The sequence below is a fragment of the Bacillus sp. FSL R5-0709 genome, assembly GCF_038004785.1.
Classification (GTDB): Bacteria; Bacillota; Bacilli; order Bacillales; family Bacillaceae_G; genus Bacillus_A; species Bacillus_A mycoides.
In genome coordinates this window covers 773,608-788,704 of record NZ_JBBORT010000001.1, presented here as the reverse complement: position 1 = coordinate 788,704, position 15,097 = coordinate 773,608, and the positions used below count along the sequence as shown (strand labels likewise).

Genomic DNA, 15,097 nt, shown 5'->3' with positions numbered 1-15,097 from the left:
AGTTTCCCTTCACCTATTTTTACTATCAATAAATAGTGTGATAAATGTGACTTCTTCACAAAATAGTCATATACCATGCATGAAAACCAATTAAATCCAGGTGTTTCTTTAAAGAATTGTAAACTTTTTATCACTTTGTAAATTTAGTGTAAATTTTACAGACAAACCGTTTACAGTGCCTCAAGGTTTAGTTAATAATTACATCGTACATGAAATTTAAGGAGTGGAATGCGTGGAATACAATATTCAAGATATGATCTTCCAGTTCATTGGTGGATTAGGTATTTTCTTATTCGGGATTAAATACATGGGCGATGGACTGCAACAAGCAGCTGGAGATCGTCTTCGCGATATTCTAGATCGTTTTACAACAAATCCTCTTATGGGTGTACTAGCAGGTATGTTAGTTACTGTATTAATTCAATCAAGTTCAGGAACAACCGCTTTAACAGTCGGACTTGTAAGTGCCGGATTTATGACATTAAGACAAGCAATTGGTGTTATTATGGGTGCGAACATCGGAACGACAGTTACTGCATTTATTATCGGAATTAAAATCGGAGAATACGCTCTCCCAATTATGGCAGTTGGAGCAATCTTACTATTCTTCTTTAAAAATAAAAAAGTACATTCTGTAGGTCAAGTTGTATTCGGTTTTGGTATGTTATTCTTCGGTTTAGAATTAATGAGCGCAGGTATGAAACCTCTTCGTTCTTTAGAGTCATTCCAAGAGTTAATGGTTAGCATGAGTGATAATCCAATTTTAGGAATTGTTGTTGGTACAGTCTTCACTTTAATTGTACAAAGTTCAAGTGCGACAATCGGTATTTTGCAAGAACTATTCGGTCAAGGTGCAATCGATTTACAAGCTGCTCTTCCTGTATTGTTCGGTGATAACATCGGTACGACAATTACAGCCGTATTAGCAGCAATCGGTACTTCAATTGCAGCAAGACGTGCAGCATTAGTTCACGTTATCTTTAATATTATCGGTACCATTATCTTTACGATTATATTGATACCATTTACAAGTTTAATTCAATATTTCCAAACGTCATTAAACTTGAATCCAGAAATGACAATTGCATTTGCACATGGAACATTTAACGTAACGAATACAATCATTCAGTTCCCATTCATTGCTGTATTAGCCTGGATTGTAACAAAAATTATTCGTGGTGAAGATGCATCTATTAACTTTAAACCACAACATTTAAATCCAATCTTTATTGAACAATCTCCAGCTATTGCTTTAACAGAAGCTCAAAAAGAGATTATCCGTATGGCGGAGTTTTCATTAGATGGATTAAAAGAAGCAAACCAATTTTTAAATACACAAGACAAAAAACACGCGAACATGGCTACTCAATTAGAAGGCGCTATTAACAATTTAGATAAAAAAATTACCGAGTATTTAGTTTTATTATCAGAAAAACCACTTTCATCAGCAGATTCTGAGAAGCATTCTGTTTTGGCTGGTGTTGTTGGAGATATTGAACGTGTCGGTGATCATGTAGAAAACCTTGTAGAACTTGTAGATTTCCAAATTTCAAACCGCGTTTCACTATCAGATGAAGCACTAGCTGAATTAAATGAAATGCTTGAATTAACAATTTCAACATTACAAGATGCAATCAATGCTTTAACAAACTTCGATACTGAACTAGCACAAACGGTTATTGCAAAAGAACGTAAAATTGACCAAATGGAACGTGTTCTACGTAAACGTCACGTATTACGTCTGAACGAACGTAGCTGTTCAGGTGATGCAAGCATCATCTACGTTGATATGGTAAGTAACTTAGAGCGTATCGGTGATCACGCTGTAAATATCGCTGATGGTGTTTTAGGTGAACAAGGAAAAGTAAATTTAAAACAATCATTATAATAGGAAAGAGACGCTAATTTAAGCGTCTCTTTTTTCATTTCATCTTTACAACCGTTCTTCCTTTTAACTTTCCTTGCAGTATAAGTGCAAACTTCTCATCTAATTCTTTTAATGTACATTCTTCTGTATAAGATAATAGCTCTGAATTTTTCCACTCACCTGCTAGCAATGCCCACACGTCTCTTCTCACATCTACTGGACATTGAACTGAATCTATTCCTAAAAGGCTAATCCCTCGTAATATGAATGGGTATACACTTGTATTTAATTCATGCCCTGCTACGTTACCACACGTTGTTACACAGCCTCCATACTTAACTACCTTTAAAGAACTTTCTAACATGCTTCCGCCTACGGTATCGACAACCCCAGCGTATATTCCTTTAAGCATCGGTCTTCCTGATTCATCACTCAACTCCGCGCGATGAATCATCTTTTTTGCACCTAAACGTAGCAGCATCTGTTCCTCTTCCATTTTCCCAGTTGATCCTACTACGTTATATCCTAGCTTCGCTAAAATGCTAACTGCTACACTGCCTACTCCGCCCGTAGCACCCGTTACTAAAACATCTCCCATACTAGGCGTAATTCCCGCTCTAATGAGCTTATATACCGATAAGGCAGCTGTAAAACCGGCTGTCCCGTACATCATACTTTCCTTCAAAGACATTTCTTTCGGTAAAGGAACAACCCAAGATGATGGCACGCGAATATATTCTCCGAAACCACCAGAAGTATTCATACCTAAATCATATCCAGTTACAATAACTTGATCGCCTTCCTGAAAGGCGTTATTTTCACTACTAACTACCTCTCCCGCTGCATCGATACCTGGTGTATGAGGATATGTTCTCGTTACACCTTTATTACCAGTAGCTGAAAGGGCATCTTTATAATTTAATGAAGAATAATAAACACGTATTAATACGTCTCCTTCAGGTAAACTATTAATTTCTCTCTCAACAAGATTTCTTTCAAATTGATTATTTTCTTTTTCGTTCACGACAATTGCTCGGAATGATGTATGATTCATTATGCTCTCTCCTTCATCCGTAAAATCTTTCTTTATTATATAAGAAGTATATATACAGCTAATCACATCTTCTTGGCTATATTTCAACAAATCTTACTTCTCTATCACTTTCTCACATTACATATTTTCATTTCTACTAAAACACATTATACTTGTTCTACATCTTAAAAATAAAATATAGAAAATCTGACTTTTTATAAATAAATTGAATTTTTACGAAATGTAAATGATTTGTAATGTTTTTTTTCGCTAAATTTCATTATAATAAGTGGATATGAGTGTCGTATTTCAATTCAAATGAAGGAGTACAAGAAATGGAGCAAAACCCATCTTTGCAAGAAAATACACGCAATAAACCGAAAAAAAGTAAGAAAAAAACAAAAATTATTATAAGCGTCATTCTATTCTTTTTAATAGTAGGTGGCGGTTATACATGGTTTTTAGTAAATAAAGCATCTTCTGCTGTTCGAAATGCCGCTCACGATTTAGCGCGCGGTGATAAATCTGATTTACGTGATAAAGCTGTAAAACCTATTACAAATAACGTCTCTGTCTTAATAATGGGTGTTGATGAAAGCGATGTCCGTGGGAAAGAATATGGTGAAGCTATAAGAACGGATGCACTATTACTTGCAACGTTTAATAAAGATAGCAAAACTGTAAAGCTATTAAGTATTCCACGTGACACGTATACTTATATTCCAGTAGAAAAGAAAAAAGATAAAATTACACACGCTCATGCATTTGGTTCTACTAAAAACGGAAAAGATGGTGGACCACAAGCTAGTATTGATGCAGTTGAAAAATTAATGAATGTTCCCGTCGATTACTTTGTAAAATTCAACTTTAAATCATTCATGAAAATCGTTGATGATTTAGGCGGCATTGAAGTTGACGTACCAGTTGAATTTACTGAACAAGATAGTAATGATAACGCCGATGCAATTCACCTGAAAAAAGGTGTTCAAAAGTTAAATAGTGAAGAAGCTCTTGCTCTTGCTAGAACACGACACGTTGATAGTGATGCGATGCGTGGACAACGTCAGCAACTCGTTATTGAAGCAATTTTAAAGAAACTAACAAGCGTCGGATCCGTAACAAAAGTTGGTAACATCATTGATGATATTAACGGACAATTCGTTACAAACTTAACATTCGATGATATGCTTTCATTCTATAAATATGGAGCAGATTCTTCAATTGAGAAATTACAAATTGAAGGTGAAGATTGTTACATGGCAAAAGGTGATGATACATGTAGTAAGTCAGCTGGTGGTGGCCGAACTTACTACTACAATCCAGATAAAAAAGAATTAGCTAATGTTACAAACGAACTTCGTAGTCACCTTGGACTACCTGCATATACAAAATCTGATTCTGATTCTGATTCGAAAAAAACAAACTCAGAGAAAACAAAAGAATCTAAGTCTGCAAATACGAGTGAACGCGAATCAAGTAACAATGAAACGAATAATAAGAATAACAGTGAAGATACAGAAACATCGTCTAATGACAATGAATAAAGTGAAGCAGTGCTCTATGGAGGTAGAGCACTGCTTCTTTTTAATGCTTTCAAAACAAAAAAATCAGAACTTTCCAACTATCTTTTTTAATATTTTTAAATTATAATAAATAATAGTAATCTATTCCAATTATCAGGGGGCTCACACATATGAAAGCTGCAGTAAAACATAACATTTCAGATTTTAAAGAGTACTTAAAATCAAACGATATATATATGGAAGAAAATATAGATGAAAATGATGGTTCTGTACATTTCTCAGTAGGACTAGAAACAGAAGCTGGCGCAAAAATTCAACTTATCGCTGCTTTCCAAAGCGAACATCCTGCTGTGGATATATACTGCTTCAATGTTGCTCTTGTACCTGATTCAACATCAACAAATGATATTTTACATGTCATCAATGAATTAAACACATCTTATCGATTTGCAAAATTCACGCTAAATAAGCAAAATGCAATTGATATTTCAACATCTCTTGCATTCTCAGAACCAAACTTTAATCCCGCACTTGTCTTTGAACATACGAGAATGCTATATAAACTGGCAAACGATGAGTATAAGAACTTAATGAAAGTTATTTGGGCGTAAATAAAAAGATGGTGCTACAAGAGCACCATCTTTTTATTTCGATATCATATCAACCCACATCTTTATCGCAGTTCCTACAATTAAAGTAGACAATACGTATTGCAAAACTTTTTGATTCACTCTCTTCCCTACTCTCACTCCAAGAGGAGCGGCAAATAAACTTGCTATCGCAACGATAAGAGCCGGAATAACAACTATTTGTCCAGTAATCACTTTCCCAGTAGTAATTCCTATCGAGGAAATAAAAGTAATAGCGATAGATGTTGCTATTGTTGTACGTATCGGTAGTTTTAAAACAACTAGCATAATCGGTACTAAAAGAAATGCACCACCAGCCCCAATAATGCCGGAAACACTTCCTACAATAAACGCTAGCAAACTAGCGAGCCACTTATTGTACGTAATTCCTTCTGTCCCCTTACGATTGCTTCGCTTCGGTATAAACATCATAATAGACGCAATAGTAGCTAGTAATGTGTAAACAACGTTTACAGCATGCTCATTTAATAGATTCGCACTAAAGCTACCTACAAAGCTTCCTATTAATATACTAGCTCCCATATACACAACTAAAGTTTTATCCATATCGTTACTTTTCCTATACGCCCACGCGCCTGCAAAAGTTGCAAAGAATACTTGAATCGCTGTAATACCACTCACTTCATGTGATGTATATCCAGCAAATCCTAGCAATACTGGAATGTATAAGATCATCGGATAATTAATAATTGCACCGCCAATCCCAACCATTCCTGAAATAAATGACCCTATAAACCCAATAATAAAAAGCAGTACTGTTAAACTCATATTGTATCCCCCGCCTTCTAAAAAGAAGGTGATTTAAATAAATAAATTCACATTCCCATCCGAAGCATCTGCTAAATATGCACCTACTCCTGCAAACTCTACCCCTTCCATAATCTCTTCCTCTTTTAACCCTAATAAATCTACTGTCATTTGACAAGCTACAAGTTTAACTCCCTGTTCTTTCGCCAAATCAATTAAATCTGGTAAAGGCATCGCATTATGTTTTTTCATAATACCTTTAATCATTTTTGGCCCCATACCAGCAAAATTCATTTTTGATAATCCCATCTTATCAGCGCCGCGCGGCATCATTTTTCCAAATACTTTTTCTATGAACGTTTTCTTTACTTTCACATGCTCATCTTTCCTAAGGGCATTTAAGCCCCAGAAAGTATGAAAAATAGTCACCTCTTGATCATACGCCGCTGCACCATTTGCAATAATATAAGCTGCCATCGCCTTATCATAATCTCCACTAAATAAAACAATCGTCGTTTTCTTCTGTTGTTCCATGTTGTTCTCCTCCTAATTACCTATGGGGGTATTTAAAAAATTGTGAAATGGCTCAAATTATCTAGCTACACCCGATACTAATTTCCCCTTACAAAGCGTTCATACCGCCTGAAACATTTATAATGCGCTGAAATCCTAATTTTTTTAACACTTTTGCTGCTTGCTTACTTCTCATCCCGCTCTGACAAATAACAATCACTTCCTTATTTTTATCTAATTGATTTGCTCTACTAGCTAACTCATTTAGTGGGATATTCTGAAATCCCTTCATATGATTTCCTCTATATTCACCTACTGTACGAACATCGACAAATTGTTTTCCCTGTTTTCCCACTATACTCTTTAATTCTTTTCCATTTATATTTTGAACACCTTTCACCGGTAAAAAACGCGAAATAACAAACCATGCAGCAAGTACAATGAAAAGCGTACTTAATATTGTATTCATATAACCAACCTCTCCGCCTTTACAAAACTAGTTCTTCACTACGCCTTCTTAATCCAAAACTTCAGTACATCGTCCTCTATATTATGCTTTACTATTTCATGACCGCCTGTTTTTGACCATGCTGGAATATCTTTTACTGATCCTTTATCTGTTACATGTACTTCTAACACTTCTCCAGTTTGTAAAGCATCCATCGCTCTCTTCGTTCTTACAATCGGCATTGGACATGCTAAACCTTTCGCATCTAATACTTGTTTTACATTCATCATCTATTCCTCCAGTTTGTTATTTTATAATGAATCATGAACTGCACAACGATTTGGGCCAATCTCCATTTCACGCTCTTCTTCCACACTCGGATAAATCTTACCCATATTCGTTTGACGAATTTCTTCATAAGCATTCGGCTGAGACGGTAAGTTCTCTGTCACATTTTTACGAAACTCTCCCTCATCAACAATATTTAACCCTACATTCTCCTTAAATAAATCTTGTAAATGCGCACTCACAATGCCTCTGTCGTCCATTTCACTTATTTTTGAATAATGAGCCGGTAAAACAATTAAATCTTGAGACAGTTCCTTATAAAGTTTATATAACGTATTTCGTAAATCACTCACCCAATCTTCAGCCTTCCCAGCAAGATCTGGACGGCCAATTGAATCTACAAATAAAATATCACCTGATAATAAATAGGAATCATCTACAATAAATGATGTACTTCCAATCGTATGCCCCGGTGAGTATAATGCGTCAATTTCAATTTTGGTACCCCCCACCGTAATAACAGATCCTTCAACAAGCGGTTTATATGAGAAAACGACTTCCTCCGCATCTTTTGGAGGTAACCAATACGTACCACCTACTTTTTCAGCTAACCTACGTCCTCCAGAAATATGGTCTGCATGTAAATGTGTATCCATGACATTCGTAATAGTAACACCATGCTCTTCCGCAAAATCTTCATATGCTTCAACCGTTCTGACTGCATCAATAACTGCTGCTTCACCGTTTGAGACGATCATATAAGATAAACAGCCTTTTCCCAGACGGTTAAATTGATATACACTTCCTCCGCCCTGTACATCTCCTACTTTTAACGGCTTTACATATTCACTCCAAGCTTTCATACCACCAGCTAAATAATAAACATCATTGAATCCGGCATGTAACAATTGCTCTGCGACAAACTGCGAAGAACCTTCTTTCGCACATACGACTAAAATTTCTTTCTCCCTCGGCAATTCATCTACAATATGATCTACACCATCTAATAAGTCAAAATACGGTTTATTTATAGAAGAAACTTGTTTCCCTTCAATTTTCCAATCTTCATAGTCCGTTTCATTCCGAACGTCTAAAATAAACAACTCTCCGAATAAAACTTTCTCGGCGACCTCTTTTGCTTGTAATATCTTAACACTCATCCAATTACCCCCATAGGTATGTTTTTATTTAAAAAATTTTATTTCCCCACATTCCCTTGCCACTCTAACATACCTGGAATGACATTCTTCACATTTGAATAACCTTTCTCTTTCAACATTTGACAAGCTGCATCACTACGGTTACCAGTTCGGCAAACAACATAAATTGGTTTCGCACTGTCTAACATAGCACTATCTAATTCACCTAACGGCACCGAAATTGCGGATGGAATATGACCAAAGACGAATTCCGCTTCTTCACGAACATCTAATACAGTGCACTCTTCACCACTTAATAATATATTTTGCAATTCCCCATTCTTAATTGTATGAGGATACTTCACAACTTCATTTACTTCATGTTCATGGGATTTTCGTACATAATGCTTTAATATATCTCCCTCTTGTTTCGTTCCAATATATTGATGCCCTACTTTATTTGACCAACTTTGTATATCTAACGTCGATCCTTTATCCTTCGCCTCTATTTCAATAACTTGTCCTGATGCCAATCCTTCCATCGCCTTTTTTGTCTTCACAATTGGCATCGGACAAGCCAAGCCTTTACAGTCTAAATTCATATCAACTTTTATACTCATAATCATTTCCTCCCTAACTATTATACGTATACCTGTAGGGGTATAATAAAATGTTTTTGAAAATCTGTCAACACATATGTTTGACAGATTATCGGCTTTTTACAAGTAATTGAACAGCTTCTTTAATTAACTCTTCATTTGAACCATTACCTGTTTCAAACTGCTCGCGCAAACATTGCTCTAAATTTGTTCCAACAACGAGTCCAATTGTACGATCAAGTGCAGAACGGGATGCAGTTAACTGTGTAATAACATCTCGGCAATCTTTTCCCTCTTCCATCATGCGAAGCACACCACGAACTTGACCTTCAATACGTTTCAATCTATTTTTCATATCTTGATTATATTCCACTGTAGACCACCTCCGTAATTATAACTATATTATACATTACTTTGTAACTTTGTATAATATCATATACCCTTAAGGGTATATTGTAAAGTGGTTTATTTTTTTGAAATATCCTAGAGTATAGTAAAAATGCAAAAGCCACTGATTTCATTGGCTTTTGCATTTCTCAACTACACTGCTTGGTAGTCCAACTAATTCATTTCATTTACGAATCAAGGAATCAACCGTTTTATTATCCTACTTCTTATAACCTCTTTGTAAAACTATAATCCATTTCTCCACCTAACGCTTCAGGTGTATCACCAGTTTCTCTAAAATCATGTGTATAAATTTGTTCAAATGAACCGAAATCTACTTGCTTATAAAATTCGAAACAAGGGAATCCATCATGTTCTCCTTGAATATCGATACTACCATCCTTGTTCACACATACAGTTAATAAATAGTCCACAGGAGGGGCATACACATTTAACGGATTACTAGCGCTTGCACTCATTTTGAATTGCACACCATCAGAATTCCATGAAATATCCGTACACACAATATTTTCAGTACTCGCTTTTCCTGTTCTTTTATTCACAGAACCATCTGGATTTGTGACCTTCTCTGTCGTAATACCCGTGTTTGCATATGAAAACACTTCTTCTTTATAAAAGTCCACTACTACCTCTTGCTCAACTCTAGAGCGCATAGTATTTACCGCATGTGGTGTAAACTCACGTGAATCACCTTCGAATTGGATTACTTTCCCTGTTTGTACATCCTTCCGCGGTTCTGTCCAAGACACTGGAATAAATACACTGGCTCTAATTTTAACGATATTCGTCATAAGAAACACCCCTGTAATTCTAATTTTATATACTGCATACTATTGAATAAAATAGACCACAATTTCAATCCTAGAACCAATAGCTTTCTCTTTTACGTTTGCTACTTCCTTCTAAAAAATAGCGCTATATTTATATCTAGATTTTCGTTTTAAAGCTATATTCCATTTCTCCAGCTAGTGCTGCTGGGGTATCATCCGTTTCTCTGAAATCATGTGTGTATATTAATTCAAATGAACCAAAGTCTATTTGTTTATAAAATTCATAGCAAGGAAAACCATCATGTAAACCTTCAACATGCACAGTACCACTTTCATTAACTCGTATAGTCAAAAAATAATCAGCTGCAGGTGCTGCCGCGTTTAACGGATTACTTGCACTTGCTCTCATTTCAAATGAAACTTCATCTTCACTCCATACAATATTTGTACATGCAATGTTTTCTGTACTTGTTTCTCCTTTTTGATACTCAATTGAGCCATCTGGATTTGTAATTTCCACAGTAACGATACAAGCATCTGCATATGTGAAAATTTCTCTTTTATAAAAATCAACAACCACTTCTTGTTCTAATCTTGAACGCTTTGTGTTCACAGCGTATGGTGTAAACTCACGTGCATCTCCGGCATATTCAAACGCTCTTCCTGTTGCAGGATCTTTAATAGGTTCCAGCGATGCATATGGTGCAAATACACTCCCTCTAATTTTAACGATATTAACCATGTGAAACCTCCATAATTCATTGATTTTATTTAGATAAATCATTATTTATTCTATTACCATTATATAGTCAATTTGATTGACTATATCCTGTATAGTACAATAGATTCTACTTATAGTCAATTTAATTGACTATAAGCAAGGAGGTTATATACATGACTCATCAAACACTTAACGAACTAGATCTTACTTCACTTTTATCACTATCCTTCAGTACATTAATTACTGAACTACACGACAAATTAAGTGAATTGGGATTTGAAGATATTAGGCCCGCACACGGTTTTATGTTCAAACGTATCCTTCCTAATGGAGCAACCGGTATAGAACTAGCTGAATATTTAGGGGTTTCAAAACAAGCCATAAGTAAAATGGTAGATTCTCTTGAGAACAGTGGTTATGTCACGCGCCAAACGCATCCTACTGATAAAAGAGGTAAAATTATTGTTTTAACCGAGCGTGGTTTAGCAGTAATGAAAGCAAAAGAAGAAATAGTAGCTGAAATAGAACAACGATGGATTGCAAACATAGGTGCAGAACGAATGCAAATGCTTAAAGAGGATTTAACAACATTCGTTACTAAAGAAAATACAGGAAAATTATCATCCAACATACGACCTGTTTGGTAAACAAAAACTCCATATAAAAACGAATCCATTTTGAGTAGTCTTTTTCAAAATGGATTCATTTTTTACAATTTTATTAAAACCTTTGATCCCTTCAAATTTCATTCTAAATATAAAAGATACTATATTTTATGCATTATATAAATTCATAACTCTCTTCACAATCAGCTCCGCCGTATTCTCCTCCGGTGGCATCAACAAGTTTGTACCTGGCCCATACACAACCGGATTTAATTCAACTTCATATCCACCATATGCAAACTCTTCCCTCGTCGATAAATACCCAATATATCCATTCATATATCCACCAAAGAAAGCTAGTTCATTTTGAAGACTCTCTTTTATTTCTAACGCAGTTTCCGAAAAAGGTTCCATCGGTATACCAGAGAACATACCATCATTAACTCGAAACAGTTGAACTTCTAAATCAATACTTAACTGCCGTATATTTTGCTTATATTTCTCTAAAACGATAGTTAACCATTCATCAGTATTCACACCCCACTGCTTCTCAGCTAGTTGAGCCATTTTTTGTATCTCATCAATTTCAGGAATATCCTTTAATTTCATTTGCATCGTACTTGAAACTGTCCTTAAATTTACAATTGGGCTATATGTAACTGTTGGCAACATCGTTAATACATGTCCACTAAGCATGTAAGCCATTTGGTTTAATGCTTCCCTTGAGCCGCGATACTTCGCATTCACATTTCCAGCAGCACCTTGAACGATAATAACTGGGCAGTTTACTATTTTCTCAAGAAGCTCTCTCGTCATCCCGGGATAATCCGCTGACAATACATCACTATCACCTTTTAAAACATTCGGATGAGCCGTACAAAACACTAAAACCCCAGATAACTCCTTCGTTTCAACATCTCTTATTGCTAAAACACCAATTCGTTTATCTACAATACCCTCTATATTTATGCCCATCTTTGCTTTTCCATCAGGTGTCCTCTCTCTTCGGTTTACTCCAATATCACCTGTTGTAACATCCCACCCAACTTCACATGACCGCATATTATTATTCGCAGTAATAGCACCCTGCACTACATTATTTAGTAAAATCGTTTTATACGACTTTATTAAAGGATGATCACCGACTGTTTCCGGACCAGAATGAGTATGTGTATAAACGACAGTTATTTGCTGCAACGGCTCATTCAGCTCACTAGCTACTCGTTCACGAATCATCGTCGTATCTTCTACTAACATTCCGATATTATCAATACTTATAAACACAGTTTTCATTTCATCTTTTTCAAATACAAAAATTGTCCCATAAATGTGCTCTTCAATATTATTAATCCCTGTATCTCTATGATATCCGATAAAATCAATACCTATAGGCGGCGTAATATCCACCTTGCATACCCCTACTTTGCTCATTTGAATCGCTCCATTTCTCTATGTAACTCCCTCTCTTCAAGAATAGCATATTTACCATTTTCAAAATAAAAAGAACGGACAAGAAATCCTATGTCCGTTCTTTTCATCACACATACTTCCGATGCACCATTTTCCCATCATAAGAAAACACAACGCCCTTACTCTCCACAATCGATTCCATATGCACTGTTCTTCCCCATAGCTGATGAAGATACGGTAATACTTTTTCTAAGTATTTTAAATCTAACTCAATTCCTTCATAGCTATGTTTAATGTACAATTCCCCATTCTTTAAGTAGTCTCCATCTTCTACTACTAAGTACGGGAAACCTCCATTTGTACGCATATTTACGAGTTGATCGCGTACATGCTCCCATTCTTTATCAATTACTTTATATTCTTTTCCTTGGCGCTGGAATAAGTACATATCTTCTCTCATTACAAGTTTTTTATTTAAATAGTTTCTTAGGAACGATACATCCCATTCAATTTCCCGTACTTCAAAGATTTTGTCACGACCAGAACCAGGTTTCACACCGCGTCGTTTCATTTCTTCTGTCGGGTTGTTATAGCGCTCTTCAATATCTTCGAACATTTTAATACCGAGGTAGTATGGATTAATACTTGTTTTTGATGGCTGTACGACACCTGCGTTAAGCTTCGCGAATTCGATTGCTTCAGAAGATGTTAAGTCCATTTCACGAAGTATGCGTTGATGCCAGAAGGAAGCCCAACCTTCATTCATAATCTTCGTTTCAAGCTGTGGCCAGAAGTATAACATTTCTTCACGCATCATCGTTAATATGTCGCGCTGCCACTCTTCTAGCTCACGGCTATATTCTTCAATAAAGAGGAGTAAATCTTTTTCTGGCTGCGGTGGGATTTTCTTCTTTTTATGCATATTAGGTCGTTCTCTCTTTTTGTTTCGATCATCTAAATTCCATAAATCATCGTACTGTGATATCTTTTTCTTTTCTACATCCTCTTCTAAATCTTCAATACTCCATGCAAGTTTCGGACGCATAAGCGATGGATCAATATGTTCTTGAATGGCAAGTACGGCATCTAAAAATGTTTCTACCTCTTCTCTTCCATACTTATGTTCATACGCCTTCACACGATCTGCTGTCGCTGCCATACTCTCCACCATATCGCGTTTCGTATTAGAAAAACGAATATTATTTTTGAAGAAATCACAATGTGCTAAAACGTGCGCCACGATTAATTTATTTTGAATTAAAGAATTCGTATCTAATAAAAAGGCGTAACATGGATTAGAGTTAATAACGAGTTCATAAATTTTACTAAGTCCTAAATCGTATTGTAATTTCATTCTGAAAAATTGCTTTCCAAAACTCCAATGCGAAAACCTCGTCGGCATCCCATATGCACCAAATGTATAGATAATTTCCGCTGGACATACTTCATAGCGCATCGGATAAAAATCAAGCCCAAATCCAGTCGCAATTTCCGTAATTTCCGCAATCGCATATTGCAGCGCTTTATCTTCACTTGCTCTCATTATTTTCCCTCCTTACACTTTCCCTTAAGAAAGTGTATGATAAGGAACAAGCTTTCATGAGGATTGATTGCATAATAAAAAGGCACCCCCGGAAAAACGAGAATGCCTCTTTCTAATTAACCTTCAATAATCTCCACCTTCTCCGTAATCGGCGTACGCGCTTTTCCTTCTGGTGCTTTATCGAAATAGCCGATATGAAGAATTCCAATGATGCGTTGACCTCTTGTTAAACCAATTCCTTCTATAAATAGTGGATTGTAGTTTAATCCACCTGATTTCCAAACGCACCCTAAGCCGCGTTCCCAAGCAAGTAATTGGAAGTTTTGCATAAATGCACATGTTGCAGCGTAATCTTCGTCACGTTGAATTTGACGCGGATCTTCATTAATGTAAACAACGATTTGAGCAGGTGTGCTTAAGAAACGATCAGATAAAGTTTTGCCGCGTTTTGCTCTTTCTTCTTCTGTGAAAGAGTTTAGTACTGCGTCTACTAATTTCTGACGGCCTTCTCCAATGTATAATTTACAATTCCATGGTTCACGGTGTTTATGATTCGGTGCCCATGTTGCGTCGTTCAATAGTTCAATTAATAGCTCTTTTTCTACTGCTTTATTTGTAAATGTACGAACAGAACGTCTTTCTTTAATAACGTTTGCGATGGAAGTATATGTAGTCATATTTTTCTCTCCCTTATTTTTATCTATATGTATAAATCCGTCATTGATATTGATTTTCAATTTCGATTATAACCTAGTTTTTCACTATTAATCAATGTTTTATGTTGGAAAACCATGAAAAACTTCTTTTTATACTGTGAATAAAAAAACTTAACT

At 35.8% G+C, this 15,097-nt stretch carries 17 protein-coding genes; 4 read left to right on the top strand and 13 right to left on the bottom strand.

Annotated elements, in window-relative coordinates; genetic code table 11:
* Window positions 1-232: 232 nt before the first annotated feature.
* The gene (locus MKX37_RS04040) at window positions 233-1,888 is read left to right on the top strand and encodes a Na/Pi cotransporter family protein (RefSeq protein ID WP_002125402.1); all 1,656 of its coding nucleotides are present in this window, start codon (window positions 233-235) and stop codon (window positions 1,886-1,888) included.
* A gap of 34 nt (window positions 1,889-1,922) precedes the next feature.
* On the opposite strand, the gene MKX37_RS04035 is transcribed toward MKX37_RS04040, so the two are convergent.
* Window positions 1,923-2,921: a YhdH/YhfP family quinone oxidoreductase gene (locus MKX37_RS04035; RefSeq protein ID WP_002169109.1), complete on the bottom strand. Its 999-nt coding sequence runs from the start codon at window positions 2,919-2,921 to the stop codon at window positions 1,923-1,925.
* 314 nt (window positions 2,922-3,235) lie between these two features.
* Here MKX37_RS04035 and MKX37_RS04030 point away from each other — a divergent pair, with 314 nt between their 5' ends.
* Window positions 3,236-4,444 (top strand): LCP family protein, encoded by a 1,209-nt coding sequence (locus MKX37_RS04030; RefSeq protein WP_002125398.1) that lies wholly within the window; start codon window positions 3,236-3,238, stop codon window positions 4,442-4,444.
* 149 nt (window positions 4,445-4,593) lie between these two features.
* On the top strand, window positions 4,594-5,034 hold the full coding sequence (locus MKX37_RS04025) for a hypothetical protein (RefSeq protein ID WP_002029912.1): 441 nt from the start codon (window positions 4,594-4,596) through the stop codon (window positions 5,032-5,034).
* Window positions 5,035-5,067: 33 nt separating this feature from the next.
* On the opposite strand, the gene MKX37_RS04020 is transcribed toward MKX37_RS04025, so the two are convergent.
* From MKX37_RS04020 to MKX37_RS03980, 9 genes are all read right to left on the bottom strand, one after another.
* Window positions 5,068-5,841 (bottom strand): sulfite exporter TauE/SafE family protein, encoded by a 774-nt coding sequence (locus tag MKX37_RS04020; protein WP_002169110.1) that lies wholly within the window; start codon window positions 5,839-5,841, stop codon window positions 5,068-5,070.
* A 33-nt stretch (window positions 5,842-5,874) separates the two neighbouring features.
* Window positions 5,875-6,354: a DsrE/DsrF/DrsH-like family protein gene (locus tag MKX37_RS04015; RefSeq protein ID WP_002029908.1), complete on the bottom strand. Its 480-nt coding sequence runs from the start codon at window positions 6,352-6,354 to the stop codon at window positions 5,875-5,877.
* 88 nt (window positions 6,355-6,442) lie between these two features.
* Window positions 6,443-6,802 carry a rhodanese-like domain-containing protein gene (locus MKX37_RS04010; protein WP_002169111.1) on the bottom strand — a complete coding sequence of 120 codons (360 nt, stop codon included), beginning with the start codon at window positions 6,800-6,802 and terminating at the stop codon, window positions 6,443-6,445.
* A gap of 38 nt (window positions 6,803-6,840) precedes the next feature.
* Window positions 6,841-7,071, bottom strand: a complete 231-nt coding sequence (locus MKX37_RS04005; RefSeq protein WP_002125390.1) for a sulfurtransferase TusA family protein — start codon at window positions 7,069-7,071, stop codon at window positions 6,841-6,843.
* A gap of 21 nt (window positions 7,072-7,092) precedes the next feature.
* Entirely contained in the window at window positions 7,093-8,229 is a 1,137-nt protein-coding gene (locus tag MKX37_RS04000; RefSeq protein ID WP_016126593.1) for an MBL fold metallo-hydrolase, read from the bottom strand.
* Between the two features lie 38 nt (window positions 8,230-8,267).
* On the bottom strand, window positions 8,268-8,828 hold the full coding sequence (locus MKX37_RS03995; protein WP_078422158.1) for a sulfurtransferase TusA family protein: 561 nt from the start codon (window positions 8,826-8,828) through the stop codon (window positions 8,268-8,270).
* A gap of 88 nt (window positions 8,829-8,916) precedes the next feature.
* On the bottom strand, window positions 8,917-9,180 hold the full coding sequence (locus MKX37_RS03990) for a metal-sensitive transcriptional regulator (RefSeq protein WP_000456201.1): 264 nt from the start codon (window positions 9,178-9,180) through the stop codon (window positions 8,917-8,919).
* 241 nt (window positions 9,181-9,421) lie between these two features.
* On the bottom strand, window positions 9,422-10,006 hold the full coding sequence (locus MKX37_RS03985; protein WP_002169114.1) for a DUF3238 domain-containing protein: 585 nt from the start codon (window positions 10,004-10,006) through the stop codon (window positions 9,422-9,424).
* 136 nt (window positions 10,007-10,142) lie between these two features.
* Window positions 10,143-10,727 carry a DUF3238 domain-containing protein gene (locus MKX37_RS03980; RefSeq protein ID WP_050001255.1) on the bottom strand — a complete coding sequence of 195 codons (585 nt, stop codon included), beginning with the start codon at window positions 10,725-10,727 and terminating at the stop codon, window positions 10,143-10,145.
* A 152-nt stretch (window positions 10,728-10,879) separates the two neighbouring features.
* On the opposite strand from MKX37_RS03980, the gene MKX37_RS03975 reads away from it, so the two are divergent.
* Window positions 10,880-11,353, top strand: a complete 474-nt coding sequence (locus tag MKX37_RS03975; protein WP_078206446.1) for a MarR family winged helix-turn-helix transcriptional regulator — start codon at window positions 10,880-10,882, stop codon at window positions 11,351-11,353.
* 126 nt (window positions 11,354-11,479) lie between these two features.
* Here MKX37_RS03975 and MKX37_RS03970 read toward each other — a convergent pair whose 3' ends face one another.
* The 3 genes from MKX37_RS03970 to MKX37_RS03960 form a co-directional block, all read right to left on the bottom strand.
* Window positions 11,480-12,742, bottom strand: coding sequence for a neutral/alkaline non-lysosomal ceramidase N-terminal domain-containing protein (locus MKX37_RS03970; RefSeq protein WP_078422157.1), 1,263 nt, complete (start codon window positions 12,740-12,742; stop codon window positions 11,480-11,482).
* A 106-nt stretch (window positions 12,743-12,848) separates the two neighbouring features.
* Complete coding sequence (gene spoVR / locus MKX37_RS03965; protein ID WP_016101765.1) at window positions 12,849-14,264, bottom strand: stage V sporulation protein SpoVR; 1,416 nt, start codon at window positions 14,262-14,264, stop codon at window positions 12,849-12,851.
* A gap of 116 nt (window positions 14,265-14,380) precedes the next feature.
* Window positions 14,381-14,941, bottom strand: coding sequence for a nitroreductase family protein (locus MKX37_RS03960; protein ID WP_078422156.1), 561 nt, complete (start codon window positions 14,939-14,941; stop codon window positions 14,381-14,383).
* Window positions 14,942-15,097: the final 156 nt, after the last annotated feature.

What these genes read in the sequence shown, in the direction of transcription:
- MKX37_RS03975 (WP_078206446.1), top strand. Translation starts at nt 10,880, where the DNA reads ATGACTCATCAAACACTTAACGAACTAGATCTTACTTCACTTTTATCA.
- MKX37_RS04035 (WP_002169109.1), bottom strand. Translation starts at nt 2,921, where the DNA reads ATGAATCATACATCATTCCGAGCAATTGTCGTGAACGAAAAAGAAAAT.
- MKX37_RS03970 (WP_078422157.1), bottom strand. Translation starts at nt 12,742, where the DNA reads ATGAGCAAAGTAGGGGTATGCAAGGTGGATATTACGCCGCCTATAGGT.
- spoVR (WP_016101765.1), bottom strand. Translation starts at nt 14,264, where the DNA reads ATGAGAGCAAGTGAAGATAAAGCGCTGCAATATGCGATTGCGGAAATT.
- MKX37_RS04015 (WP_002029908.1), bottom strand. Translation starts at nt 6,354, where the DNA reads ATGGAACAACAGAAGAAAACGACGATTGTTTTATTTAGTGGAGATTAT.
- MKX37_RS04000 (WP_016126593.1), bottom strand. Translation starts at nt 8,229, where the DNA reads ATGAGTGTTAAGATATTACAAGCAAAAGAGGTCGCCGAGAAAGTTTTA.
- MKX37_RS04030 (WP_002125398.1), top strand. Translation starts at nt 3,236, where the DNA reads ATGGAGCAAAACCCATCTTTGCAAGAAAATACACGCAATAAACCGAAA.
- MKX37_RS03985 (WP_002169114.1), bottom strand. Translation starts at nt 10,006, where the DNA reads ATGACGAATATCGTTAAAATTAGAGCCAGTGTATTTATTCCAGTGTCT.
- MKX37_RS04005 (WP_002125390.1), bottom strand. Translation starts at nt 7,071, where the DNA reads ATGATGAATGTAAAACAAGTATTAGATGCGAAAGGTTTAGCATGTCCA.
- MKX37_RS03960 (WP_078422156.1), bottom strand. Translation starts at nt 14,941, where the DNA reads ATGACTACATATACTTCCATCGCAAACGTTATTAAAGAAAGACGTTCT.
- MKX37_RS03995 (WP_078422158.1), bottom strand. Translation starts at nt 8,828, where the DNA reads ATGAGTATAAAAGTTGATATGAATTTAGACTGTAAAGGCTTGGCTTGT.
- MKX37_RS03980 (WP_050001255.1), bottom strand. Translation starts at nt 10,727, where the DNA reads ATGGTTAATATCGTTAAAATTAGAGGGAGTGTATTTGCACCATATGCA.
- MKX37_RS04010 (WP_002169111.1), bottom strand. Translation starts at nt 6,802, where the DNA reads ATGAATACAATATTAAGTACGCTTTTCATTGTACTTGCTGCATGGTTT.
- MKX37_RS04025 (WP_002029912.1), top strand. Translation starts at nt 4,594, where the DNA reads ATGAAAGCTGCAGTAAAACATAACATTTCAGATTTTAAAGAGTACTTA.
- MKX37_RS04020 (WP_002169110.1), bottom strand. Translation starts at nt 5,841, where the DNA reads ATGAGTTTAACAGTACTGCTTTTTATTATTGGGTTTATAGGGTCATTT.